At 48.3% G+C, this 24,556-nt stretch carries 21 protein-coding genes and 1 other annotated feature; all 21 genes read left to right on the forward strand.

The window, feature by feature from the left end; all coding sequences use genetic code 11:
• Positions 1–57: 57 nt before the first annotated feature.
• The 21 genes from yihA (at position 58) to IEX62_RS18935 (ending at position 24,354) form a co-directional block, all read left to right on the forward strand.
• On the forward strand, positions 58–768 hold the full coding sequence (gene yihA, locus IEX62_RS18835; protein WP_188777110.1) for a ribosome biogenesis GTP-binding protein YihA/YsxC: 711 nt from the start codon (positions 58–60) through the stop codon (positions 766–768).
• A gap of 991 nt (positions 769–1,759) precedes the next feature.
• Positions 1,760–3,145, forward strand: a complete 1,386-nt coding sequence (gene hemA / locus IEX62_RS18840; RefSeq protein WP_188777111.1) for a glutamyl-tRNA reductase — start codon at positions 1,760–1,762, stop codon at positions 3,143–3,145.
• A gap of 140 nt (positions 3,146–3,285) precedes the next feature.
• On the forward strand, positions 3,286–3,987 hold the full coding sequence (ccsA, locus tag IEX62_RS18845) for a cytochrome c biogenesis protein CcsA (RefSeq protein WP_229685926.1): 702 nt from the start codon (positions 3,286–3,288) through the stop codon (positions 3,985–3,987).
• The gene (locus IEX62_RS18850; protein ID WP_188777115.1) at positions 3,984–4,736 is read left to right on the forward strand and encodes a precorrin-2 dehydrogenase/sirohydrochlorin ferrochelatase family protein; all 753 of its coding nucleotides are present in this window, start codon (positions 3,984–3,986) and stop codon (positions 4,734–4,736) included. Before ccsA ends, IEX62_RS18850 begins: the two co-directional genes overlap by 4 nt.
• Positions 4,737–4,740: 4 nt before the next feature.
• Complete coding sequence (gene hemC, locus IEX62_RS18855; protein WP_188777117.1) at positions 4,741–5,691, forward strand: hydroxymethylbilane synthase; 951 nt, start codon at positions 4,741–4,743, stop codon at positions 5,689–5,691.
• Positions 5,692–5,695: 4 nt separating this feature from the next.
• Complete coding sequence (cobA, locus tag IEX62_RS18860) at positions 5,696–7,246, forward strand: uroporphyrinogen-III C-methyltransferase (protein WP_188777119.1); 1,551 nt, start codon at positions 5,696–5,698, stop codon at positions 7,244–7,246.
• A 185-nt stretch (positions 7,247–7,431) separates the two neighbouring features.
• Positions 7,432–8,445 (forward strand): porphobilinogen synthase, encoded by a 1,014-nt coding sequence (gene hemB, locus IEX62_RS18865; protein ID WP_188777121.1) that lies wholly within the window; start codon positions 7,432–7,434, stop codon positions 8,443–8,445.
• Between the two features lie 414 nt (positions 8,446–8,859).
• A complete protein-coding gene (gene hemL / locus IEX62_RS18870; RefSeq protein WP_188777123.1) occupies positions 8,860–10,161 on the forward strand; it encodes a glutamate-1-semialdehyde 2,1-aminomutase in 1,302 nt (433 codons plus the stop codon).
• A gap of 15 nt (positions 10,162–10,176) precedes the next feature.
• On the forward strand, positions 10,177–11,235 hold the full coding sequence (locus IEX62_RS18875) for an RluA family pseudouridine synthase (RefSeq protein ID WP_188777125.1): 1,059 nt from the start codon (positions 10,177–10,179) through the stop codon (positions 11,233–11,235).
• A gap of 178 nt (positions 11,236–11,413) precedes the next feature.
• Positions 11,414–11,726, forward strand: a binding site (T-box leader).
• Between the two features lie 90 nt (positions 11,727–11,816).
• A complete protein-coding gene (locus IEX62_RS18880) occupies positions 11,817–14,483 on the forward strand; it encodes a valine--tRNA ligase (RefSeq protein WP_308422660.1) in 2,667 nt (888 codons plus the stop codon).
• Between the two features lie 11 nt (positions 14,484–14,494).
• Positions 14,495–15,871: a bifunctional folylpolyglutamate synthase/dihydrofolate synthase gene (locus IEX62_RS18885; RefSeq protein ID WP_188777127.1), complete on the forward strand. Its 1,377-nt coding sequence runs from the start codon at positions 14,495–14,497 to the stop codon at positions 15,869–15,871.
• A gap of 6 nt (positions 15,872–15,877) precedes the next feature.
• Entirely contained in the window at positions 15,878–17,263 is a 1,386-nt protein-coding gene (murC, locus tag IEX62_RS18890) for a UDP-N-acetylmuramate--L-alanine ligase (protein ID WP_188777226.1), read from the forward strand.
• Positions 17,264–17,457: 194 nt separating this feature from the next.
• Positions 17,458–17,700: a DUF4321 domain-containing protein gene (locus IEX62_RS18895; protein ID WP_188777129.1), complete on the forward strand. Its 243-nt coding sequence runs from the start codon at positions 17,458–17,460 to the stop codon at positions 17,698–17,700.
• Between the two features lie 63 nt (positions 17,701–17,763).
• Complete coding sequence (locus IEX62_RS18900) at positions 17,764–18,375, forward strand: Maf family protein (RefSeq protein WP_188777131.1); 612 nt, start codon at positions 17,764–17,766, stop codon at positions 18,373–18,375.
• Between the two features lie 25 nt (positions 18,376–18,400).
• Positions 18,401–19,090 carry a RadC family protein gene (gene radC, locus IEX62_RS18905; RefSeq protein ID WP_188777133.1) on the forward strand — a complete coding sequence of 230 codons (690 nt, stop codon included), beginning with the start codon at positions 18,401–18,403 and terminating at the stop codon, positions 19,088–19,090.
• Between the two features lie 39 nt (positions 19,091–19,129).
• On the forward strand, positions 19,130–20,164 hold the full coding sequence (locus IEX62_RS18910) for a rod shape-determining protein (RefSeq protein WP_188777135.1): 1,035 nt from the start codon (positions 19,130–19,132) through the stop codon (positions 20,162–20,164).
• A 55-nt stretch (positions 20,165–20,219) separates the two neighbouring features.
• Positions 20,220–21,095: a rod shape-determining protein MreC gene (gene mreC / locus IEX62_RS18915; RefSeq protein ID WP_188777137.1), complete on the forward strand. Its 876-nt coding sequence runs from the start codon at positions 20,220–20,222 to the stop codon at positions 21,093–21,095.
• Positions 21,095–21,625: a rod shape-determining protein MreD gene (gene mreD, locus IEX62_RS18920; protein WP_284446301.1), complete on the forward strand. Its 531-nt coding sequence runs from the start codon at positions 21,095–21,097 to the stop codon at positions 21,623–21,625. Before mreC ends, mreD begins: the two co-directional genes overlap by 1 nt.
• A gap of 107 nt (positions 21,626–21,732) precedes the next feature.
• Positions 21,733–22,407, forward strand: a complete 675-nt coding sequence (minC, locus tag IEX62_RS18925; protein ID WP_188777139.1) for a septum site-determining protein MinC — start codon at positions 21,733–21,735, stop codon at positions 22,405–22,407.
• 3 nt (positions 22,408–22,410) lie between these two features.
• Positions 22,411–23,205 (forward strand): septum site-determining protein MinD, encoded by a 795-nt coding sequence (minD, locus tag IEX62_RS18930; protein ID WP_188777141.1) that lies wholly within the window; start codon positions 22,411–22,413, stop codon positions 23,203–23,205.
• Between the two features lie 6 nt (positions 23,206–23,211).
• Positions 23,212–24,354: an FtsW/RodA/SpoVE family cell cycle protein gene (locus IEX62_RS18935; protein ID WP_188777142.1), complete on the forward strand. Its 1,143-nt coding sequence runs from the start codon at positions 23,212–23,214 to the stop codon at positions 24,352–24,354.
• Positions 24,355–24,556: the final 202 nt, after the last annotated feature.

Below are 24,556 nucleotides of genomic sequence, written 5' to 3' on the forward strand. Positions count from 1 at the left end.
GGAAGCCCGGCTGTTAGCTGGGAACGCGCCACGTAGAACAGGAAGGAAATGAATCGAATGAAAGTTAATCAAGCAGAATTTATTATTAGTGCCGTCAGACCGGATCAATATCCCGAAGACGGCTTGCCGGAAGTAGCACTGGCGGGACGATCCAATGTAGGTAAGTCCTCGCTAACGAATCGGATGATCAATCGCAAAAATCTGGCGCGTACCAGTTCAACACCGGGTAAAACACAGCATTTGAACTACTATAAAATCAATGAGATGATGTATTTCGTCGACTTCCCGGGCTATGGCTACGCCAAAGTGTCCAAGTCCCAACGCGAAGCATGGGGCAAAATGATCGAACGCTACCTGCTCGAGCGCGAACCGCTCAAGCTCGTTCTGCTCGTCATCGATCTGCGCCACGAGCCGTCCAAGGACGACATCCTCATGTACGACTGGCTCAAGCACTACGATTGCAATATCTGCGTCGTAGCTACCAAAGCCGACAAAATCCCACGTAGCAAATGGGCAAAGCACGTCAAAATCGTCAAACAAGCACTCGGCTTCGTCCCTGAAGACGACTTCGTGATGTTCTCCTCAGAAACAGGCTTGGGCAAAGACGAGCTGTGGGCAATCATCGAACGCCACGCATTTGGCAACGATGAAGAGGAATATGAAGACGATCAGGATGTCCAGGTTGACGAAGAACCCGTTGAAGGTGAAGACATCGCTGATGGTGAAGATGAGCTGAATGATAAAGCAGAGAAATCTGCCGATCAATAAGCGAGTCATATCGTACAGTTAATTGTTCACTACGTGTTATGATTATTAAAAATAAGCGGTCAGGGTACTATTCCCTCGACCGCTTATTTTTAAGGTATTGATCAAGTTGGAGTTTTAAATATTCGTAATAACATAATCATAAAATAAATGCTGTAAAACTAAGATATGTTGATTTAAATTTTAAGGTGAGTTAGCAGCTGATTTTGTGAAATAGATAAAGAAAAAGATGATTTAGAAATAATGTTGCTAATTCAACTATCCAAGAATAAGTATGTTGCAACCCGCACAGAACAGAGGAAAGGAAATAAGGGAAAAGGACGACTTACAGTGTTAGTGATCTTCTAACACGAGGTTCAATAAAAAGTGATTTTTGCGAAGCAAAATATCTTACCTCTTTGGAGCTCGGGAATCTACATTCACTCCTAATCGGTAGATTCCTGGGCTCCACCTGAGGATGTCCCCTCATTCCTTACCGGAAGTGGTGGTTGCCTCAGCATCGAAGTGGTCATCACACCGCCTCGATATAACATATGAATATAAAGTTGCTCTATATAGTTGTTCTATAATATTAGTTAAGTTACCTCAACGCTCAAACTTACAACCCCTATATGATTCTTATATGATTCTGAATACTATATGATTCTGAATATCCAGTGAAGTTTTCCCTCAAATGGTTTACCTTCAAATTGAATATGTTAAAATAAGAAAAAAGCATCTGATCGCGTCATCAATCGACGAATGGATGCTTTTTTTTCGGCAGTCCCTCTGTTCTATTCATCTCTGCGTGCCGATATAAGTAGCAAATAAGTCATATTCGGGTACGTATACAATGGGTGTGACGAACTGATGGCATTTTATAAATCTGCATCTGGATTTCATAAACATTTCATAAAAACGCCGAAATTGGGCAAATCAATGTGATATAATTAACGTATTGTTAAAACGTGAGAAGATGTAGTTACAACTTTTAGACTAGGCAGGTGAACTTGCAATGCACATTGTTGTTGTCGGACTCAACTACCGCACAGCACCGATTGAGGTACGAGAACGGTTTGCCATTGCGGATGAGGATTTACCGGAAGCTCTCCGGCAGCTGAAAAGCACGCAAAGTGTATTGGAAGGCACCATCGTCGCAACGTGCAATCGTACAGAAATCTATGTTGTTCTGGATCGTTTGCATATGTGCGGTCATTATATCCGTAATTTCATGGAGCAATGGTTCGGTATTTCCCGTGAGGAATTTACCCAGCATTTGTATATATATGAAGATGAGCAGGCGATTGAGCATTTGTTCCGTGTGACCTGTGGACTGGACTCTATGGTGATCGGCGAGACTCAGATTCTGGGTCAGGTGAAGCGTGCGTTCCAGCTCGCGCAAGAAAACAAGGCGACTGGAACATGGTTCAATATGCTGTTCAAGCAAGCGGTGACGCTGGGCAAACGTGCTCATGCGGAGACGATGATTGGCGAGAGCGCAGTATCGATTAGCTATGCAGCTGTCGAGCTGGGCAAGCGGATTTTTGGTGCTTTTCATAACAAAACAATTATGATTCTGGGCGCAGGCAAAATGAGCGAGCTGACCGTGAAGCATCTGTATGCAAACGGTGCGGCAGAGGTCATTGTGGCGAATCGTACGATTGGTCGCGCACAGGAGCTGGCGCACAAGTTCGATGGTACAGCATGTACGATCGAGGAAGGCTTGCAGCGTCTGCATGAAGTGGATATTTTGATCAGCTCGACGGGAGCGCAGGGCTATGTACTGGGGCAGGATGTGATCTCCAGCAGTATGAAGCAGCGCAAATCGCGTCCGCTGTTTATGATTGATATTGCTGTACCACGTGATATTCATCCATCGGTAGCTGAAGTATCGAATGTATTCCTGTACGATATTGATGATCTGGAAGGCATCGTGGAGAGCAATATGGCGATGCGCCGTGCAGAAGCGATCAAGATTGAACGTATGATCCGTGAAGAGATCGAGGTGTTCCAGCAATGGCTGAAAACACTCGGTGTGAAGCCGGTCATTCGTGCGTTGCAGGAGCGTGGAGCACGTATTCACGAGGATACACTGGAAAGCTTGTTTAACAAGCTGCCTGAGCTGGACGAGCGTCAGCGTAAGGTAATCAGCCGTCTGACCAAGAGCATTGTGAACCAGATGAATCACGATCCGATTAACCGGATCAAAGAAATGGCAGCCGAGAAAAATGGCGCCGACACCCTTGAACTTTTTACCCGTATGTTTGCGCTTGAGGATGAGGTGGAGACTGCATCCGAGCCAGCTGCGGAGCTTAAGGCAGTGCCAAAACGTGCACCGATTTCTTCCCATCCACCGGTTGTTGAAGGAAGCCTGGCTTACTTTGCTTCCGCAACCCTGTAGGCAGGTGATTCGTGTTGACACTGTTCAACCTGTTATATGATGTAATTATCTACCTATACGCCCTGAGCCTTCTGTTTTATTTCTCGGATTGCATTCGTCGCAATCCGAGGGCGAAGCGGATTGGCACAGGGTTTCTTATTATGGTAAGTGCCATTCAAGCGATTAGTATTACGATTCGTACGATTGATGAACGGACATTACCCCTATTTTCAACGTATGACTTTTTCTTTTTCTTAACGTTTATTTTGATTTTGATTTCCTTTTTTATCGAAAAGGTGCTCAAGACGGAATATGCGGTGTTATTACTAAATGTGATCGGCTTTTGTGCGATGGTGCAAAATCGACTGCACTCTCCTGGTGAAGGCGCATTGCCGTCCGGCTGGGATACGGTGCATGGATTGCTCATTTTGCATGTTGTACTGGCGAATTTGAGCTTTGCCTTTTATACAGTGTCTGCGGTGTTTGCGGCAATGTATTTATTTTTACATCGCAAGCTCAAGCGGAAAAAGTGGGATAATACCGTACGCAGATTGCCAAGCCTGGAAAGTATGGAAAAATACACCTACACCTCGATGCTGATCGGTACACCGCTGTTGATCGTATCACTGATCGTGGCGTTAATGTCTATTTTCTCGGAAGGTCGGTATATTTTGCTACTTGATTTGAAGGTTGTATTTACACTGCTGGCATTATGTGTGTATATTGCCTATTTTGCAACACGCAGACTGCGTAGCTACTCGCCTGTCATTATGGCACGCTGGGCGATTGCAGGATATATCGTGTTTATTTTAAACTTTGTAGCCAATTCATGGTCAGCGTTTCATCAATGGGTGGGCTCATGAGTGAATATGTACCGTATTTGCCGATTATGCTGGATTGTCGCGCCCGACCTATACTGGTCATTGGCGGGGGCAAGGTAGCCGAACGTAAAATTATCCATATGCTTGAGGCAGGAGCGATAGTGACCGTTATTAGTCCAGATGTGACCGCTTCTATACAGCAACTGGCTGAAAAGGGTCAATTAAACTGGTTGAAGCGTGAATATCGAGCAGGTGATCTGAGTGAAGGTATCTGTTCACCTTTAACAACGGAAGCAACAGTGGATGCGAGTATCGCAGAACGTTCTGATACAACAGCCCATTCGCTCGATCAATCACAGCGTTACCTGCTTGTATATGCTGCTACATCCCTACCGGATGTGAATCAATCGGTTGCAGAAGAAGCGCAGCGCTACGGCATTCCGGTCAATGTAGCCGATCGACATGAACGGGGCACTTTTATTAATCCAGCGGTCATTCGGCGTGGACGATTGGTTGCTTCGGTATCGACTTCGGGTGCAGGGCCTGCGATTAGTCGCCGGATTGTGAGCGAGCTGGAAAACTATTTTTACGAGGATTATGAGCTGTATATGGAGTTCATGTATCATCTGCGTCACCATATTAAACGGGTGGTGCATGATCCGCAGGAGCGCAGACGCTTACTTGAACAGGCGGCGGCACTTGATGTGCTGGCTCAAATCCGACATAAGCAATTTGTATGGTGGGATGAAGAACAGATCGAGCAATGGATCATACAATATCGGGGGAGATAATGTCATGCGCAAAATTATCGTAGGAAGTCGACAGAGCGCTCTTGCATTGACCCAGACAGGGCATGTCATCGATGCGCTACAGCAGATTGCTGCTAGCCAGGGGCTGGAGTTCGAATTTGAAGTTAAAAAGATCGTCACCAAGGGCGACCGCATTCTGGATGTAACCTTGTCCAAGGTCGGTGGTAAAGGTCTGTTCGTGAAGGAGATTGAGCAGGCGCTGATCGATGGCGAGATCGATATGGCTGTACACAGTATGAAGGATATGCCCTCCGAATTGCCAGAAGGTCTGGTGAATGGCGCAATTCCGAAGCGTGTAGACCCACGCGATTGTATTATTACACGCGGAGATAAAGGCTTGGACGACTTGCCACAGGGGGCTAAGATCGGTACAAGCAGCTTGAGACGTGCGAGCCAGCTCAAGGCATATCGTCCGGATTTCGATATTCAATCGATTCGTGGTAATATCGACTCGCGTTTGCGCAAGCTGGAAACGGAAGGCTTTGACGCTATTATGCTGGCTGCGGCAGGCTTAGAGCGGATGGGCTGGACAGATCGTATTAGTGCGTATTTGCCAGCCGATATTTGTTTGCCAGCGGTCGGTCAGGGCGCGCTCGGTATTGAATGCCGCGGTGATGATCTGGAGTTGCTCGGGTTGTTGTCACTGTATAATGATGATCTTACAGCAACAACGGTTATCGCGGAACGTACCTTTTTGGCAGAGTTAAACGGTGGCTGTCAGGTTCCAATCGGAGCCTATGCAGTACGTCTGCATCCTTCCCATTCCGGTCAGGACGAAAACGTTATACAATTAACGGGAATGGTAGCCTCACCTGATGGAATAACGATGCTCAAGGAGACACGACAGGGACATGATCCTGTACAGCTTGGTATAGCTGTAGCTGATGAGCTGAAGCGTCGTGGCGCGGATCAGATTTTGGCGGAAGTTAGGGGATGAAGGAATGACCGGCAAGGTGTATCTAGTAGGCGCAGGTCCTGGAGCTTTGAAGCTGATTACACTGCGTGGCTGGGAATGTATCGCATTGGCAGATGCGATCGTATATGATCGACTGGCAAGTCCTCGTTTGCTCAAGCAGGCGAAGCCGGGAGCGGAGAAGATTTATGTCGGTAAGCTGCCTGATCGTCATACGATGAAGCAGGAGGAGATTAATCAGCTGCTGGTCGATCTGGCGCTGCAAGGTAAGGTGGTTGTCCGTCTGAAGGGCGGCGACCCGACCATTTTCGGACGCGTAGCTGAGGAAGCGGAGCTTTTGCGACAGCACGATATTCCTTATGAGATCGTCCCTGGCATCACATCTTCAATTGCTGTGCCTGCGTATGCGGGTATTCCCGTTACACATCGGGACTGGGCGTCATCCGTGTCGATCATTACCGGGCATGAAAGCCCGGATAAGCTGGATCACAGTATTCATTGGGACAAGGTTACGCATGCAACGGGTACGCTTGTGTTCATGATGGGTGTGGCGAAAATTGGCTATATTAGCGAGCAGCTGATTCGCTACGGTCGCCCCGAGGATACGCCAGTCGCGCTTGTACGCTGGGGGACGCGTGCCGAACAGGAGACACTTGTCGGCACGCTCAAGGATATTGCTGCCAAGGTTGAAGCGGCGAACTTCAAACCACCTGCGGTCATTGTTGTCGGCGAGGTGGTGAACCTGCGTGAGCGACTGCACTGGGCAGAGCAATTGCCTTTATTCGGTAAACGAATTCTCGTTACCCGTGCTCGCAGCCAGGCGAGCGAACTGGTAGATCGAATTGATGAGCTGGGCGGAGAGCCTTACGAATATCCAGTTATCGAAACGGTCATGCCGACTTCTTCGGAAAAGCTCGTACAGATTCAGCAGGCATTGAATGAGCTGGAGCAATATGATTGGGTCTTTTTCACAAGCGTTAATGGAGTCGAGTACTTCTTCCGTCATCTGGAGGAGCAAGGTCAGGACATTCGTGCACTGCATCGTGCTCGAATCGCAGCGGTTGGCCCGGCAACACGAGATGCGCTGCGCAGCCACGGCATTGTGGCTACCGCCTTACCGCAAAAATTTCATGCTGAGGGCTTGCTTGAGCATCTGCAAGATGAGTTATCTGCCGGGCAAAAGGTGCTGCTCCCTCGTGGCGATCTAGCGCGTGTCTGGTTACCACAGGAGCTAGCAAAGATGGGCTTAGATGTTACCGAGATCGATACGTACGAAACCGTGCTTGTGGGCGAAGAGGACATGGAGCTGAAAAAGCTGCTGGAGCAACAGGCGATTCATGCGGTAACCTTTACCAGCTCATCTACAGTGACCAATCTGATCACAGCGCTACGCAAGCTGGGCTTTGAGGATCCAGTGGCTGCACTTGCTCATAGCACGATTGCATGCATTGGCCCTCAGACGGCACGAACGGCTGAGGAGCAGGGACTCAAGGTAGACCTGCTAGCTGAATCTTCTACGATTGATGGCTTGATCGATGTGCTATGCCGCTGGAATAAAGACAGCTTGCCATCGATATAAGCGATATACCTAAGAATTGCGATGAGTATAGCTCAGCTTTGAAAAAGGTTGAGTGATACGCTATAACCAACAGCAACGATGTTGATGATCGACATCCTCGTATGCCGACCAGAGCGATAAGCAGGTCGGCCTTCTTTTTCGTGATCGATCATCTAAAAATAGAATGAACATGGAGGAATAAAGTGATGAGTCAATCTTTTGCAAGACACCGTCGTCTACGTAAAACCCCCGCTATTCGCGGCATGGTTAGAGAAACACAATTACACAAAAACGATTTTATTCAGCCTGTATTCGTAACGTACGGAACAGACGTGAAGCTGGAAATTTCCTCAATGCCGGGCGTATTCAATTTTTCATTGGATCGTCTTGGCGAAGAAATTGATGAGATCGTAAGTCTGGGTATCCCATCCGTGATGGTATTTGGTGTACCAGAAACCGAAGCGAAGGACAGCCTGGGAACAGGTGCTTATTCCGATCAAGGCATCGTGCAGCAAGCGATTCGAATGATCAAAGAAAACTATCCAGAACTGGTTGTGATTGCAGATACCTGTCTGTGCGAATTTACCGATCATGGACACTGTGGTGTGGTGCACACGCATGAGCATGATGGTCATATTCATGCGGATGTGGACAATGATGAATCGCTGGTCCTGCTTGCGCAGACAGCCGTATCACAGGCCCAAGCAGGTGCTGATATTATTGCACCCTCCAATATGATGGACGGATTCGTTCAGGTGATCCGTGAAGCGCTGGATGAAGCAGGCTTTGAAGACGTTCCAATTATGTCGTATGCAGTGAAATATGCGTCCGCGTTCTACGGCCCATTCCGTGAAGCTGCACAATCGGCACCACAATTTGGCGATCGCAAATCCTATCAAATGGACCCGGCTAATGTGCGTGAAGCTCTGCGCGAAGCTGAGAGTGATGTACAGCAGGGTGCAGATATGCTGATGGTAAAGCCAGCACTGGCGTATATGGATGTTCTGCGTGTAGTGCGTGACAACTTCGATCTGCCACTTGTGGCGTATAATGTGAGCGGTGAATACGCGATGGTCAAAGCAGCTGCACAGCAGGGCTGGATCAATGAGCGCGGCATTGTAACTGAAATGATGCTAGGTCTGAAACGTGCCGGTGCTGACATGATTATCACGTATTTTTCCAAGGATGTTGTACGTTGGCTGCGTGAGGAATGGGTGTAAGTTCTAGCTGTGATATCCAACAATTAAGCTAGAAGCATATTGATCGGTAGCAAAGGATCGGTAGCGCTTGGCTGGTTTTATCAGCTAACCCTCACCTATGATGCAAACGAGAAAAAGCGGTGCCTTTATGAGGTAAAGGCGCCGCATTACATACCGCTTGAGCCGATTCGCATTAGATTCGCGTAGTTGCTAATCAGCTTATGCACTAATCCATTGTGCAGAAGTGTCAGGAATCGGGTAAAGGTAAAGATGAGCGCAGATTGCCAGCTGCAATTGGTGTTGGAATAGCTGGCTACTGTCTGGGTGCTTTGCAGACAAGCGGCATGCTTTAACCCCGATTTGACTTCACATTCGATGTATTTATGAAACTATAATGACTGGCAATGATAACTATGTTCTGGAGGTGCTTGTGCAATGAATCAAATGAAATCTGTACGCCGTGATGAACTTTCACGCGAAGCGTTTGAGGAAGCAAAACATTATATTCCCGGCGGTGTAAATAGTCCGGTACGTGCATTTAAAACGGTAGGGCTGACGCCTGTCTATGCTGAACGTGGCGAAGGCTCGCGTCTATATGATATTGATGGTAATTCGTTTATCGATTATGTCGGTTCATGGGGTCCACTCATTATGGGTCATGCGCATCCGAAGGTCGTTCAGGCGTTGCAAGAAACAGCAGCACGCGGAACAAGCTTTGGTGCACCGACTAAGATCGAAACGGAGATGGCCAAGCTTGTCGTAGAGCGTGTACCATCGATTGATATTGTGCGCATGGTCAATTCGGGTACAGAAGCAACGATGAGCGCGATTCGCCTTGCTCGTGGTTATACCAAGCGTAATAAAATTTTAAAATTTGAAGGCTCCTATCATGGGCATGGCGATAGCTTGCTGATCAAAGCAGGCTCTGGCGTTGCAACACTGGGATTGCCAGACAGCCCTGGTGTACCGGAATCGATCGCATCGAATACAATTACCATTCCTTACAACGATCTGGAAGCGGTCAAGCTAGCATTTGAACGATTCGGTGAAGACATTTCCTGTGTGATCGTTGAACCCGTTGCTGGTAATATGGGCGTTGTTCCACCGCAGGATGGCTTTTTGCAGGGACTGCGTGATGTGACTACACAATACGGCGCTCTGCTCATTTTCGATGAGGTTATGACTGGCTTCCGGGTACACATGAACTGTGCACAGGGACGCTACGGTGTAACACCAGATTTGACCTGTCTGGGTAAAGTGATCGGCGGCGGTTTGCCTGTAGGAGCGTATGGCGGTAAACGTGAAATCATGGAGCAGATCGCGCCAACAGGCCCAATTTATCAGGCAGGTACACTGAGTGGGAATCCGCTGGCCATGGTTGCTGGTTTTACGACACTTAGCCTGCTCACACCGGAAGTATATGATCGTCTGGAAACGGCTGCGGCACGGCTGCAAGCTGGTTTTGAACAAAATGCAAAAGAAGCAGGAATTCCGCTCACGATCAATCGTGTAGGCTCGATGGTGTGCCCATTCCTGACTGAAGGGCCGGTAACGAACTACGATACAGCCAAGCTGAGTGATATGGAGCGCTTTAAGAGCTACTTTGGCGGCATGCTGAACCACGGCATTAGCGTTGCTCCATCTCCATTTGAAGGCATGTTCGTCTCGGCTGTACACAGTGACGAGGATATTGATGCAACAATCGCGGCTCATCGTGAAGTGATGAAGTCGCTCTAATGGAGGAAGATGAAAATGACGGATGCAGATCAAAATAAATCTGCGAAAGAAGCAGCATCATCCGTAGCTGGACATCCACCACAGGAAGAGGCAGTGGCACCCACTGCCTCTTTCCAGTGTTCGGATCAAACGAAGCCTGTCGCTATACCTCGTCCTGAGCGCTGGCTACCGACTGAGCATGCGGTTCGTCGCGGAGAGTGGCTGGAGATCATACCAGATCGTAGCCTTGATCTCGAACAGCCAGAGGGTCGACATGTACGGATGATGGAATGGCTTAAAAGCGAAGCATTTCCAGCTAAAATTGTTGGATTGCTGCAATCACGTGGTGAAATTCAGCTACAGGGTGATCATATCCGCCTACGCGTATTTCCTAATACTCCGTATGGTTTCCAGCCGGATTATAGCTATAGTCTTGAAGTGCTATATGAGGATGATTATGTACTCGTTGTCCACAAGCCAGCCGGGATGAATGTACATCCATCCGATGCCAATGACGCAACGATTACGCTCGCCCACGCAGTTGCAGCTTACTACGAACAAACAGGTCAATCTTGTGCCGTTCGTCATGTGCATCGACTGGATGAGGATACAACTGGCCCCGTCCTATATGCCAAAAACGAGCTTGCACTCTACCTGCTCGATGAGCAAATGCGCAGCAAATCCATTCATCGCCGCTATGTCGCGCTTGTACATGGCAAAGTAAATGAACGCTTAAACGTGATTGATGAACCGATCGGCAAAGACCGCCATCATAAGCAACGCCGCCGCGTCTCACCTGGCGGACAGGCAGCGATCACGCATGTCCAATGCTTACGTACAACTCCTAAAGCCAGTCTTGTTCAGCTCGAGCTTGAAACTGGCCGTACACACCAGATTCGAGTCCATATGAGCTATGTGGGTCACCCTCTAATCGGCGACACACTGTACGGCGGCAAACCTGACCTGCTCCCACGTCAGGCACTGCACGGCGAACAGCTTGGTTTCACCCATCCATGGACAGGCGAGCCGTTGAGCATCAACGACCCGTGGCCTGCTGATCTGGAACAAGCGGCAAGGGTATTGAAATTACTGTAAAGATAGCTAAAGAACTAGGTATAGGTACTTCTTTTATTGGTGTATCTAGTGATGAGAGCCAAACCGCACTGCGAGAAGTACACAAGCATCCGTACTCATGTTAGCTTTATATTGACTTTCCACGGTTACCAAGTTATGATGTTGAGTGAAATTATTGCACCATATAGCTTGATCAATCATACAGACTATGAACGGGAATAGTAGATGTTATCGGCCTCTAGAGAGCGGAACTGCTGCGCTGAAAGGTTCTGCAGGATACGAGACGTCGAAGTCGCCCGGAAGTCGTTTATTTGAATCCCATCCTTGTTCCTGCATAGTCAAATGGCAGGCGACAGACGGAGCTAGAATAGACCGGTAGCAGCCGTTATCTGCCTTCGAGTGTCGTTACCACGCGTATAGCGATCCATATGGATAAAGCTATAATTGCACTGCCCTTCAGCAGGTAACGAAACAAAGGTGGTACCACGAGAGCAATGCCTTTCGTCCTTTGAGACGAAGGGCTTTTTTTATTTTATGCGCCGAAAGGGTATGAATACACGCTTGTCCAATACTAAAGATCGAAACTTGATGGAGGGATCTGCATGACAGAGATGAACAACACAGCAACAACCTCGATGCCAACGACGTACGACCCGAAAGCGGCCGAACGCAAATGGTACGATTACTGGATGGAAAATGAGTTTTTCAAAGCGGGTCAGCGCCCGGATGCTACACCATACACGATCGTAATTCCACCGCCAAACGTAACCGGTATGCTGCATATCGGTCATGCGCTTGATTTCACCCTGCAAGATATTATGATTCGTACGAAACGTATGCAGGGCTATGACGCACTCTGGCTGCCAGGCTCTGACCATGCAGGGATTGCGACACAGACCAAGGTTGAGCAAAATCTGCGTGCCGAAGGCATCACACGTCATGATCTGGGACGCGAGAAGTTTTTGGAGAAGGTATGGGAATGGAAGGATAAATACGCCGAGACGATCCATGAGCAATGGGCGAAAATGGGCTTCTCGCTGGACTATTCCCGTGAGCGTTTTACGCTGGATGAAGGTCTGTCCAAAGCGGTTCGCCACGTCTTCGTAACCCTATATGAAAAAGGGCTGATCTACCGCGGCAAACGCATCATCAACTGGGATCCGCAGGCGCGTACTGCTCTGTCCGATATTGAGGTTGAATACAAAGAAGTGAACGGTCATCTGTATCATCTGGAGTATCCGCTCAAAGACGGCAGTGGCTCTATTGTCGTAGCAACGACCCGTCCGGAAACGATGCTGGGCGATGCAGCGGTTGCTGTTCATCCGAAGGATGAGCGTTATAGCGACATGATCGGCAAAATGCTCGTATTGCCAATTACGGGCCGTGAGATTCCGATTATTGCTGACGATTATGTAGATCGCGAATTTGGTAGTGGTGCGGTGAAGATCACACCTGCGCACGATCCAAACGACTTCGAAATGGGTCAACGTCATGATCTGGAACAGATCGTTGTGATGGACGAAGGCGGAATCATGAACGAAAATGCGGATAAATATCAGGGCATGGATCGCAGCGATGCACGTAAGCAGCTCGTAAAAGACCTGCAAGAAGCTGGCGTATTGATCAAAATCGAAGATCACCTGCATCAGGTAGGTCATAGCGAGCGTACAGGCGCTGTAGTTGAGCCGTATCTGTCCACCCAATGGTTCGTTAAAATGAAACCACTGGCAGATAAAGCGATCGAAGCACAACGCAGTGGCAATGGTACGAACTTTGTACCGGATCGTTTTGAGAAAACCTATCTGAACTGGATCGAAAATGTACGTGACTGGTGTATTTCCCGCCAGCTCTGGTGGGGACATCGTATCCCGGCATGGTACTGTGAGGAAACTGGCGAAATTATCGTTTCGGCTGAAGACCCAACAGGCTTGCCAGAGCATGCAGGCAAAACGCTGCGCCAGGATGATGACGTACTGGATACATGGTTCAGCTCTGCGCTGTGGCCGTTCTCCACACTAGGCTGGCCAGATCAAACGGAAGACCTAAAACGCTACTATCCGACCGATCTGCTCGTAACTGGCTATGACATTATCTATTTCTGGGTTGCGCGTATGATCTTTACCGGATTGGAGTTTACCGATCAGATTCCGTTTAAGGATGTACTCATGCATGGTCTCGTTCGTGCAGCTGATGGTCAGAAGATGTCCAAGTCGCTGGGCAACGGTGTGGATCCGCTCGACGTGATCGAGCAATATGGCGCGGATGCAATGCGTTATATGATTTCGACGGGCAGCACACCAGGACAGGATCTTCGTTTCCGCTGGGAGCGTGTAGAGCAATCCCGTAACTTTGCGAATAAAATTTGGAATGCCTCCCGTTTTGCATTGATGAACATGGAAGGCTTCACCTTTGAAGATATCGATCTGTCCGGCAACTTGAGCACTGCGGATCGCTGGATTTTGCATCGCTTGAATGAAACAGCACGCGATATTACGCGTCTGATCGATTCCTATGAATTTGGCGAAACCGGACGTTTGCTGTACAACTTCATCTGGGATGATCTGTGTGACTGGTATATCGAGATTGCCAAGCTGTCTCTGTACGGAGAAGATGCAGCAGCGAAGAAAACGACGCAATCCGTACTCGCCTATGTACTGGATCGCACGATGCGCATGATCCATCCATTTATGCCGTTTATTTCGGAGGAAATCTGGCAGCATCTGCCGCACGAAGGTAATACCGTTACACTGGCAGCATGGCCAACCTTCGATCCAGCATTGGAAAATAAAGCAGCAGAAGAAGAAATGACACTGCTGATCGAGATCATTCGCTCGGTTCGTAACATCCGTGCTGAAGTGAACGTACCGATGAGCAAAAAGATCGAATTACTTGTAAAAGCAGGCGATCAGCGTATTCTGGATATTATCTCGTCGAACGAGCACTATATCCGTCGCTTCTGTAACACATCTGAATATGCAGCAGGACTCGATATTGCAGCACCGGATAAAGCGATGTCTGCGGTTGTTACAGGTGTAGAGCTGTACTTGCCACTGGCAGGTCTGCTCGATATTAGTCAGGAAATCGCTCGTCTGGAAAAAGAAGTGGCGACGCTGAACAGCGAAGTGGAGCGCGTGGAGAAGAAGCTGTCCAATCAAGGCTTCGTATCCAAAGCACCAGCCAAAGTCATCGAGGAAGAACGCGCCAAGCAGGCTGACTATTCCGACAAGCGTGACAAGGTTCTTGCCCGTATTGCCGAACTGAAAGGTTAAGGGTGATGACGATGACATATGATTCTGCGGAGGGGCAGCTTGCCCCTCTACATACGTATGATGAGGCAGTGGAATGGATTAATGGACTGATTCCATTTGGTATCAGACCGGGGCTGGAGCGGATCGAGCGGCTGATGGAGCTGCTCGGTCATCCGCATCGCAGACTGAAGTTTGTCCATGTCGCAGGTACGAATGGTAAAGGCAGTACTTGCGCTTTTCTGACAAGTGCGTTACTCTCTTGCGGATATGATGTAGGCACATTCACTTCACCGTATATTACGAAGTTTACGAATCGGTTTCAGTACAATGGGCAGGATATCGAGGAGGAGACACTGCTTCAGCTATCCAATCGTTTGAAGCCGCTAGTTGAAGAGATTGCCTCAACCGAGCTTGGTTCACCAACGATGTTCGAGGTGGCAACGGCACTGGCAATTCTGTATTATGCAGAAGTATGCTATCCTGATGTTGTCGTCTGGGAAACCGGTCTTGGTGGACGTATGGATGTGACCAATATTGTGCATCCCGTCGTATCGGTGATTACGAATGTAGGCTACGATCATACTGACATTCTTGGCGATACACTGGAGAAGATTGCGTTCGAAAAGGCGGGCATTATTAAGCCAGGTGTTCCTGTCGTTACCAGTGTAGATCAACCTGAAGTCATCGAGGTTATGGCTGGGCGCGCAGACCAATGCCGTAGCCGTATGTATTTGGCAAATCGTGATTATCGTGCGACTCGCGTATCCGGTGATGAGCATAGCCAGCGTTTCCGTTTTGAAGGCCCGTTTCGTGAAATGGAGCTGGAGATTGGTATGCAGGGTGAGCATCAATGTGCCAATGCTGGACTAGCGATGATGACATTGGAGGTGCTGCGTCAGTATATGGCGTTTGTGCTGGATGATGAACCACTACAGCAAGGCTTTCGTCATACTTTCTGGGCAGGACGACTGGAAACGGTACGAACCGAGCCGCATATCGTGCTGGACGGTGCGCATAATCCTGAAGGTGCTGCATCGCTCGTGAAGAGCATTCCGCAGACGTATACCTATAACAAATTGCATTTCCTTGCCGGAATGCTTGAAAATAAACAGCATGAGCCGGTGTTCCGCCAGCTGCTGTCCATTGCAGACAGTATTATTTTGACGGAGCCGGATTTCCGCCGTAAAATGTCGGCTGAGGAGCTGGCGGTTCTGGTGCGCCGTCTGGCAGCAGACATGGGCAGAACACACGTACAAATTACAGTAGAACCCGACTGGAAGCAGGCAATCGAGCTGCTACAGTCGCAGACAGAACGGGAAGATCTAGGGGTCGTTACCGGAACACTGTATTTAATTTCAGATGTAAGAGCGACTCTTTTGCATCAAACCGATTCTGAAAAGGGCTGGTGAGACATGATGAATAAAACACAACATATACATTTTATCGGTATTGGTGGATACGGCATGAGCGCGATCGCCAAGGTGCTGTTGGAAATGGGATATAAAGTTACCGGTTCCGATGTAGCGATGAGTGCACTGGCGCAAAAGCTACAGCAACAAGGGGCAGAGGTGCATATTGGGCATTCGCCGGAAATGGTGCATGGTGCAGACCTGCTCGTCTATTCCTCTGCTGTAGCGCAGGATGATGTAGAGCTCGTTGAAGCACGCAAGCTGAACATTCCCGTGCTGCATCGCTCGGAAATGCTAGCACGTCTGCTTAATGAACGTAAGGGTGTCGCTGTTGCAGGCGCACATGGTAAAACAACAACATCTTCGATGATTGCACTCGTACTGGAAGAATGTGCAACCGATCCGACCTATATTATTGGCGGTGAGATCGTCAATCTGGGCACCAATGCCAAGGCGGGTAAAAGCGACTATGTCGTTGCCGAAGCGGATGAGAGTGACGGTACATTCCTGCAATATCATCCAGCAATTGCCGTTGTAACCAATATTGAAGCCGATCATCTGGAAAACTATGATGGCGATTTTGCTAATATCAAGGCAGCCTATGTGCAATTTTTGAGTCAATTGCAGCCGGGTGGTAAAGCGATCGTTAATGCAGATGACGAAAATATCCGTGAGCTGCTGCCGAATATCGAAGGCGATACGATCACATTCGGTATAGACGAGAATGCGGATTATACAGCAACTGATATCGAGCCTGGCGATCGTCGCATTTCATTTGTCATGCATCATGGGGGAGAGCAGCTTGGTACGGTACATCTATCTGTACCTGGTATTCACAATGTGTACAATGCGATGGCAACGATTATCGCTTGTTTGCAAACTGGACTTTCCTTTACCGAAGCAGCGGCAGCGATTGTACGCTTTCAGGGGGCAAAGCGCCGCTTTCAGGTGCTGGGCGAAGCGCGCGATATTTTGATCGTGGACGACTATGCTCACCATCCGACAGAGATTGAAGTGACCTTGCAGGCAGCGCGTGCGACGGGCAAGCGCATTATTGCAATTTTCCAGCCACAGCGTTATTCACGTACGTATTTCTTACTGGATGAATTCAGCCGTGCCTTTAGCGAAGCGGATGAAGTAATCATTACGGATATTTACGCGCCAGCAGGTGAAAAGCAGATCGAGGGTGTACACTCATCGGTGCTGGTCGATTTGATCCGCAAGCATAGCAATGAAAATGCCGTCTATGTGGCGGATAAGCAGACCGTGATCAATGATCTGTCTACCCGTATGACATCGGGCGATCTGATCATTACGATGGGTGCAGGTGACATCTGGAAAGTAGCCAAATCACTCGCTGATCAGCTGCAATCCACAGAAACGATCGATTGATTTGTTACGGATCGATCAGCTATTCATCAGCTGATATATGCACAATAGGAACGGATATGCGAAAAAGACTGTCGTCTGGCAGTCTTTTTCACTGCGTATTCACTTATAAGTGCCAGCTTTCTTTTTTGTTTGTATTGCCGCTGGAATCAACGTATAATAATGTGGTGTCAAATTAAAGGCAGGGGAATCCTCGTATGAAAAAGAATGCAGGAACGTTGATTTTATTTTTGTTGCTTGGCTGGCTGCTAGGCACGTGGGTGTCTACATTGCTGGAACCCGTAACGATGTTATCTTTTTTGACCAAATCGACGACAATCGATTGGTCTCCCAGTGCGAATTTGAACATTATTCGTTACAATATCGATCTTCATTTGAAAATGAGCCTGCTCAGTCTGATTGGCGTTATTGTCTCAATCTGGCTGTATCGTAAGCTCTGATGACAGATGAAGCATGAATGCTTGAATAACTTACTGACATGGTAAAAGGAGAGGGCCTTTCTTATGAGCAGACAATCTTCACGTCGCACGATTGTACTGGCGTCCGCGTCTCCAAGGAGAAAGGAATTGATGGCCTCTTTGCAATTGGAGTTTGAGGTATTGCCCAGCGATGCGGACGAATCCGTTCCATCCGAGTGGTCACCCCAGCAGGTGGTGACAGAGCTTGCTGTACGTAAGGCAGAAGCCGTACGGCAACAGGCGCTTGAACGCTGGCAGGATGCGCTGATTATCGGTAGCGATACGATTGTCGTGCTGGATGGGCGAATTTTTGGTAAGCCAGTGAATGAAGCCGATTCCGCAGACATGCTGAAGACGCTTCAAGGTCGGACGCATCATGTATATACAGGCATTGCCTGTGTAGACGCAGCAACTGGACATACACGTACTGAATACAGTCGTACCGCCGTACATATGAAGTCTCTTACGCCTGAGCGAATCAACGCTTACGTGCGTAGTGGGGAGCCTGCCGACAAAGCGGGATCGTATGCTATTCAAGGATTAGGTTCTACCCTGGTTGAGCGGATTGAAGGCTGTTATTTCACTGTGGTCGGATTGCCTGTACCTGTATTAAGCGATATGCTGGAGGAATTTGGCGTATCTGTACTTGAAGCTTGATTCCTTAAAGAGAAGAGGGCCGCGCATGGAGTCGCCACAATATCTTTTGCGCGATATTCCCCTTGAAGATCGTCCGCGTGAGCGTATGATGAGCTATGGGGAGGAATCGCTAAGTCACGCCGAGCTGCTGGCGATTTTGCTTCGAACCGGTACGAGGGACGAGTCTGCTGTTCATCTCGCTGCGCGCATTTTGCAGCAGGTCGGTAGTATACGTCAATTGGTCGATATGAGCATTGAGGAGCTGACCGCCATACGTGGCATCGGTACTGCCAAAGCGATTCAGATCAAGGCTGGTATTGAGCTGGGAAGACGGATTGCCCGTACTGGACGCGAGGAAGCACGTATTGTACGCTCGCCGAAGGATGCGGCAGATTTTCTAATGGAACAGATGCGTTATTTGCAAAAAGAACATTTTGTATGCCTATTTCTCAACACGAAGAATCATATTATTTCCCAGGAAACGTTATCGATGGGCAGTCTGAATGCGTCGATTGTTCATCCACGTGAAGTATTTCGTGCTGCGATCAAATGCAGCAGCGCATCCGTGATTTGTGCGCACAATCATCCAAGTGGTGATCCAACGCCAAGCCCGGAGGATGTTGCACTAACTCGTAGACTCGTGGAAGCGGGACAATTGATCGGTATTGAAGTGCTGGATCATCTCGTAATCGGGGACACAAGATTCGTAAGTTTGAAGGAACAGGGCCTAATGTAATATAATAGTCGAGATTCAGAGGAAAGGGAGTTAAAAGTTATGTTTGGGAGCTTTACAAAATATCTGGGGATTGACCTCGGAACCGCGAATACACTCGTATATGCAAAAGGAAAAGGAATTATTGTTAGGGAGCCTTCGGTTGTAGCCATTCGTACCGATACGAATACGATTGAAGCTGTTGGTGAGTCTGCTAAAAAAATGATCGGTCGTACACCAGGTAACATTCGTGCGATTCGTCCGATGAAGGATGGCGTTATCGCTGACTTCGATACAACAGCGACGATGATCAAATATTTCATTCGTCAAGCTCAAAAGCAGCGTTCGATGTTCCCGCAACATCCATACGTAATGGTTTGTGTGCCTTCCGGCATTACAGCTGTGGAACAACGTGCTGTTGAGGATGCAACCAAGCAAGCTGGTGCGCGTGAAGCGTACACGATCGAAGAGCCGTTTGCAGCAGCAATTGGTGCAGACCTGCCAGTATGGGAACCGACAGGTAGCATGGTCGTTGACATCGGTGGCGGTACAACCGAGGTTGCGGTAATCTCCCTTGGCGGTATCGTAACAAGCCGCTCTGTGCGTGTAGCTGGTGATGAAATGGATGAAGCGATTATCCAGTACATCAAGCGTCAGTACAACCTGATGATCGGTGAGCGTACAGCCGAGCAACTCAAAATGGACATTGGCTCTGCCACTCCATTTGAGAAAGTGGAAACACTTGAGATTCGCGGTCGTGACCTCGTAACAGGTCTGCCAAAAACACTGACCATTACCTCTGACGAAATTGCAGAAGCGCTGTCTGATACGGTTACTGCAATTGTAGAAGCGGTCAAAGTTACACTGGAAAAATGTCCGCCAGAACTGGCAGCCGACATTATGGATCGTGGTATTGTATTGACAGGTGGCGGCGCATTGCTGCGTAACCTGGACAAGCTGCTTGCAGGTGAAACAGGCATGCCGGTTATCGTCGCTGAGAATCCGCTGGATTGCGTAGCGATCGGTACAGGTAAAGCGCTTGAAAATATCGACATGTTGAAAGCTCGCAGCAGCTCGGCCGTCCGTTCCAAACGATAATTTACGGCCATTATGGTCAACCCCTATCAGGGAAGAATAACCGTTAATTAAGAGGGTGTTGAAACTGTTTAAGCTGCTGGGTAACAAGAAACTGTTTATCCTGCTGGTAGGACTGATTTTATTCATCGCGTTAATGGGATATACGTTGACCAACCGCGGCTCGATATCCTGGCCGGAGAAATTCACCCGGGATACCGTCGGTTTTGTGCAAGGTGTATTTTACAAGCCCGCTTCTTACATAGCGGGCTTCTTTGAAGATATCAGCGACCTGAACGGAGTATATGAGGAGAATCAGCAATTAAAGCTGACGGCTGCACAATACATGATGCAGCAAGCCAACTATAGCCGTCTGGTGCAGGAGAATGAACGCTATAAGGAGCAGCTGAAGTTTACACAAAGTCAGCTCGCTCAAAACAAATTTGATCTACACATTGCTAACGTAACCAGTGTGGACAATGATGAAGATACCGGTACGATTGTGATCGATCTGGGTAGCAAGGATGGCGTGCGTAAAGATATGCCGGTCATCTCGCTGCAAGGTATGGTCGGTATCGTAAGTCAGACGAGCAATTACCATGCGACGGTTAAGCTGCTAACTACACTGGATCCACTCGATCCGAACTCCAAGGCGATTGCTGCAACCGCAGTCGGCAAAGAGAACGAATCGTTCGGTATGGTAGAGAGCTATGACAAGGCGACAGGTATGCTCACAATGACGCAGATCAAGGAAAATGATCCGCTCGCCGTTGGCGATACGATCGTATCCTCCGGTAGTGGTGGCTTGTTCCCACGCGGCATGATCATCGGTAAGGTCGTCAGCCGTCAGGTGGGTGACTTCGGTCTAACTAACACAGCTACGATTGATCCTTCGGCAGACTTCAAGGATTGGAAAGAAGTGTTTGTCGTTTATACGAAGGAGGCGCAGGAATAATGGTGCGCCGTATTGTGTTGCTGCTGCTGTTATTCTTCGTCTTTATCTGGGAGGGCACAATCGTGCCCTGGCTTATTCCAGATGCGATGCATGGACGTCTGATTCCACATCTGGCGTACATTTTGATTTTGTTTGTTTCGATCTATTATCATCGTCATACTGCACTTGTGCTCGGCTTAATCTTCGGCTTGCTGCACGATGTAGTCTTTTACGGTGATATGATCGGGGCTTATGCATTTGCGATGGGGTTGTCGGCTTATGTGCTTGGACTACTCTTTCAATCCACCAAAGCCCCGTATCCGCTGATGATGACAGTCGTTCTGATCGGCAGCCTGCTGCTGGATCATTTGCTGTACGGTATCTATCTCGTATTCGGATTGACGCGTGAGCCTTATGCGTGGGCACTCGGACATTATATGTTCCCGAATCTGCTGCTGCATTTTGTGTTTGCACTTATCATTTGTGTGCCTGTGCGCCGTCAGCTCGAAGAGGTTGCAAAGCTGCGCAGACGCGCTGCCGAAGAGGAATAGGCGCGTGCGTAGCGGCCGTGGCCTTATAGGTCGCGGTCTTAATTATTGGTTCAGGCAGGATTTCCCGCCGTCAGCACGAACTGATAGTAGGTGGGGGTGAGCGATGAATGGCTGTAAGAGCTTCACGCTTTGTAACGATTAAAGGGATAAAAGATGGATTAACATTCCAATTTGATGATACATGTGATTTTGAAGACCTGGTCACCGATCTTCGCTTCAAGCTGGAGCATACACATCAGAATATTTTGACCGGGCCACTTGTGCATGTGGATATTCGTACAGGTGAACGAGAATTGACGGAAGAGCAGAAGGATATTTTGCTCGACATTTTAAGTCAGAAGGGTAATTTGCTGGTTCGCTCCTTTGAAGAGCCTGCACTAGCAGAGCCAGAGCCTGAGATTTATGATCGTAATCGCGTTCAAATCGTAACGGGTATGGTGCGATCCGGTCAGGTGCTTCAGCATGAAGGGCCTGTATTGTTTCTGGGTGATGTGAATGCAGGAGGTACAATTACGAGCACAGATGACATTTACATCCTCGGAGCTCTGCGTGGAATGGCGCATGCCGGTATTAACGGCAATGAGGATGCGGTTATCGCTGCTTCATTCTTTTCACCGACACAGCTGCGTATTGCCGATCTGATCAGCCGTCCGCCGGATGAAGGCGAGAATCGTGAATCCCATATGGAATTTGCGTATTTACAGGATGGTGTGATGAAGATTGATAAAATGGCAAATATCGCTCGGCTAGGTCGGGATTTTAATGTGTTTAAAGGGGTGTAGTACATGGGAGAGGCTATTGTCGTCACTTCAGGCAAAGGCGGAGTCGGAAAGACAACCACTTCCGCAAATATAGGTACCGCGCTCGCGCTGCTCGGCAAAAAGGTGTGCCTGGTTGATACCGATATCGGCCTGCGTAATCTCGATGTCGTGATGGGCCTGGAAAACCGGATCATCTATGATCTGTGTGACGTTGCCGATGGCCGTTGTCGGCTCAATCAAGCACTTGTTAAAGACAAGCGCTTTGATGAGCTGTATATGCTGCCTGCTGCACAGACCAAAGATAAAAATGCCGTTTCACCAGAGCAGGTCAAAGAAATTATCGAAGAATTAAAGAAAGATTTTGAATATATTTTAATTGATTGTCCTGCTGGGATCGAGCAGGGCTTCAAAAATGCAATTGCTGGAGCTGATCAGGCGATCGTCATGACAACACCGGAGAACGCTTCGGTGCGTGATGCTGACCGCGTGATTGGTTTGCTGGAAAGCTCCCATATTACCTCACCCAAGCTAATCGTGAATCGCATTCGTCATAGCATGGTGAAGTCGGGAGATATGCTGGACATTGATGAAGTGTTGCAGGTGCTGAATATCGACCTGCTTGGCGTCGTACCTGATGATGAACTGGTCATTAAGGCTGCCAATTCTGGAGAGCCGACCGTAATGAACCCTGACTCCAAAGCTGCCATTGCGTACCGTAATATCGCTCGTCGTATTTTGGGCGACACGGTTCCACTCATGCCCATGGATCAGAAGAAAAGTGCCTTTTCTCGCTTTAAGAAGTTTTTTGGAATGGGTTGATGGATTTTGCTTAACAAGTTTAAAAAGCTGGATTGGGGAATTGTTGCTCTGCTCGGTGTGTTCATGGTATTTAGCACATTGCTTGTACGCAGTGCGATTGCACCAGATCCAAAGTTTGCGGGTTATGATGGACGTACGTTAATCTTTTACATTGTTGGGTTTGTCGTTTTGTTTGCAACGAGCATTTTTGATTATCGTCTTTTGCTGCGTAAGCATTGGTACTGGTATGGAGTAGGCTTGCTATCCTTGCTGCTGCTGTATCCACTTGGAGCAGAGATTAATGGTGCGAAGTCCTGGTACAATTTCCCGGGCTTTCAATTCCAGCCTGCTGAAATGGTAAAGATCGTCGTCATTTTATCAACAGCCTATCTGCTCGGTAAACGTGACGGTGACCCGCTACGGTTTCGCTCGGATTTGCTGCCAACCGGATTTGTCGTATTTATACCGTTTTTACTCGTTCTCATTCAGCCTGACCTTGGGAATGCAATCATCTATCTGATCATTCTCGTCGGTATGCTCTGGATCGGTAATACAAAGTATACGCATGTTATTATCGGGCTTGGAGCGGTTATCGGTGCATTAGTGCTCGTCATGGTGCTGTTTACAAGCTTTAATCAGCAAATTCATGACTATCTCTATTCACATAACAAGTATCACTGGTACGAGCGGATCAATACCTTTGTTGATCCAAGTCAGGCATCGGATGATGCGAAGCACCAGTCCAGCTATGCGAAAATCGCGGTAGGCTCAGGTGGCCTGTTCGGTGATGGCTACATGCAAGGGCAGTTGAAAAACAATAAATTCGTCCCTTACCCGTATTCCGATTCGATCTTTGTCGTAATCGGGGAGGAGTTTGGCTTTGTTGGTGCATCGATCTTACTAATGCTATACTTCCTGCTCATTTATCGGATGATTCTGATAGCACTACAATGCTATGATCGACGAGGCTCGTATATCATCGTCGGGGTCGTCAGCATGTTCGTGTTCCAGATTTTTGAGAACGTGGGGATGATGATTGGTCTGATGCCGATCACGGGGATTACACTTCCGTTCATCAGCTACGGTGGTACATCGTTGTTGCTGAATATGTTCAGTATCGGGCTAGTGCTCAGCATCAAGATTTATCAGGAAAAGTATGAAGTAGAGTAGCGTGTATACAAATGCATAGTAGCGCGGTGCAAGCTGTGTCATAGCAACGGTATAGCGTTACGCAAAAAGTTAACTGAACAGTCGGCTGCCAAGCCGGCTGTTTTTTTATACATTTATATAATAATTATGCGTCTGCGAACCGGTAGCTGCACGTGTTAGCCTTGTTTTCATTGAAACCTTTTATACACGCTGGTCGTCTATT

Source organism: Paenibacillus hunanensis (assembly GCF_014645615.1).
In the GTDB taxonomy this organism is placed as follows: domain Bacteria; phylum Bacillota; class Bacilli; order Paenibacillales; family Paenibacillaceae; genus Saccharibacillus; species Saccharibacillus hunanensis.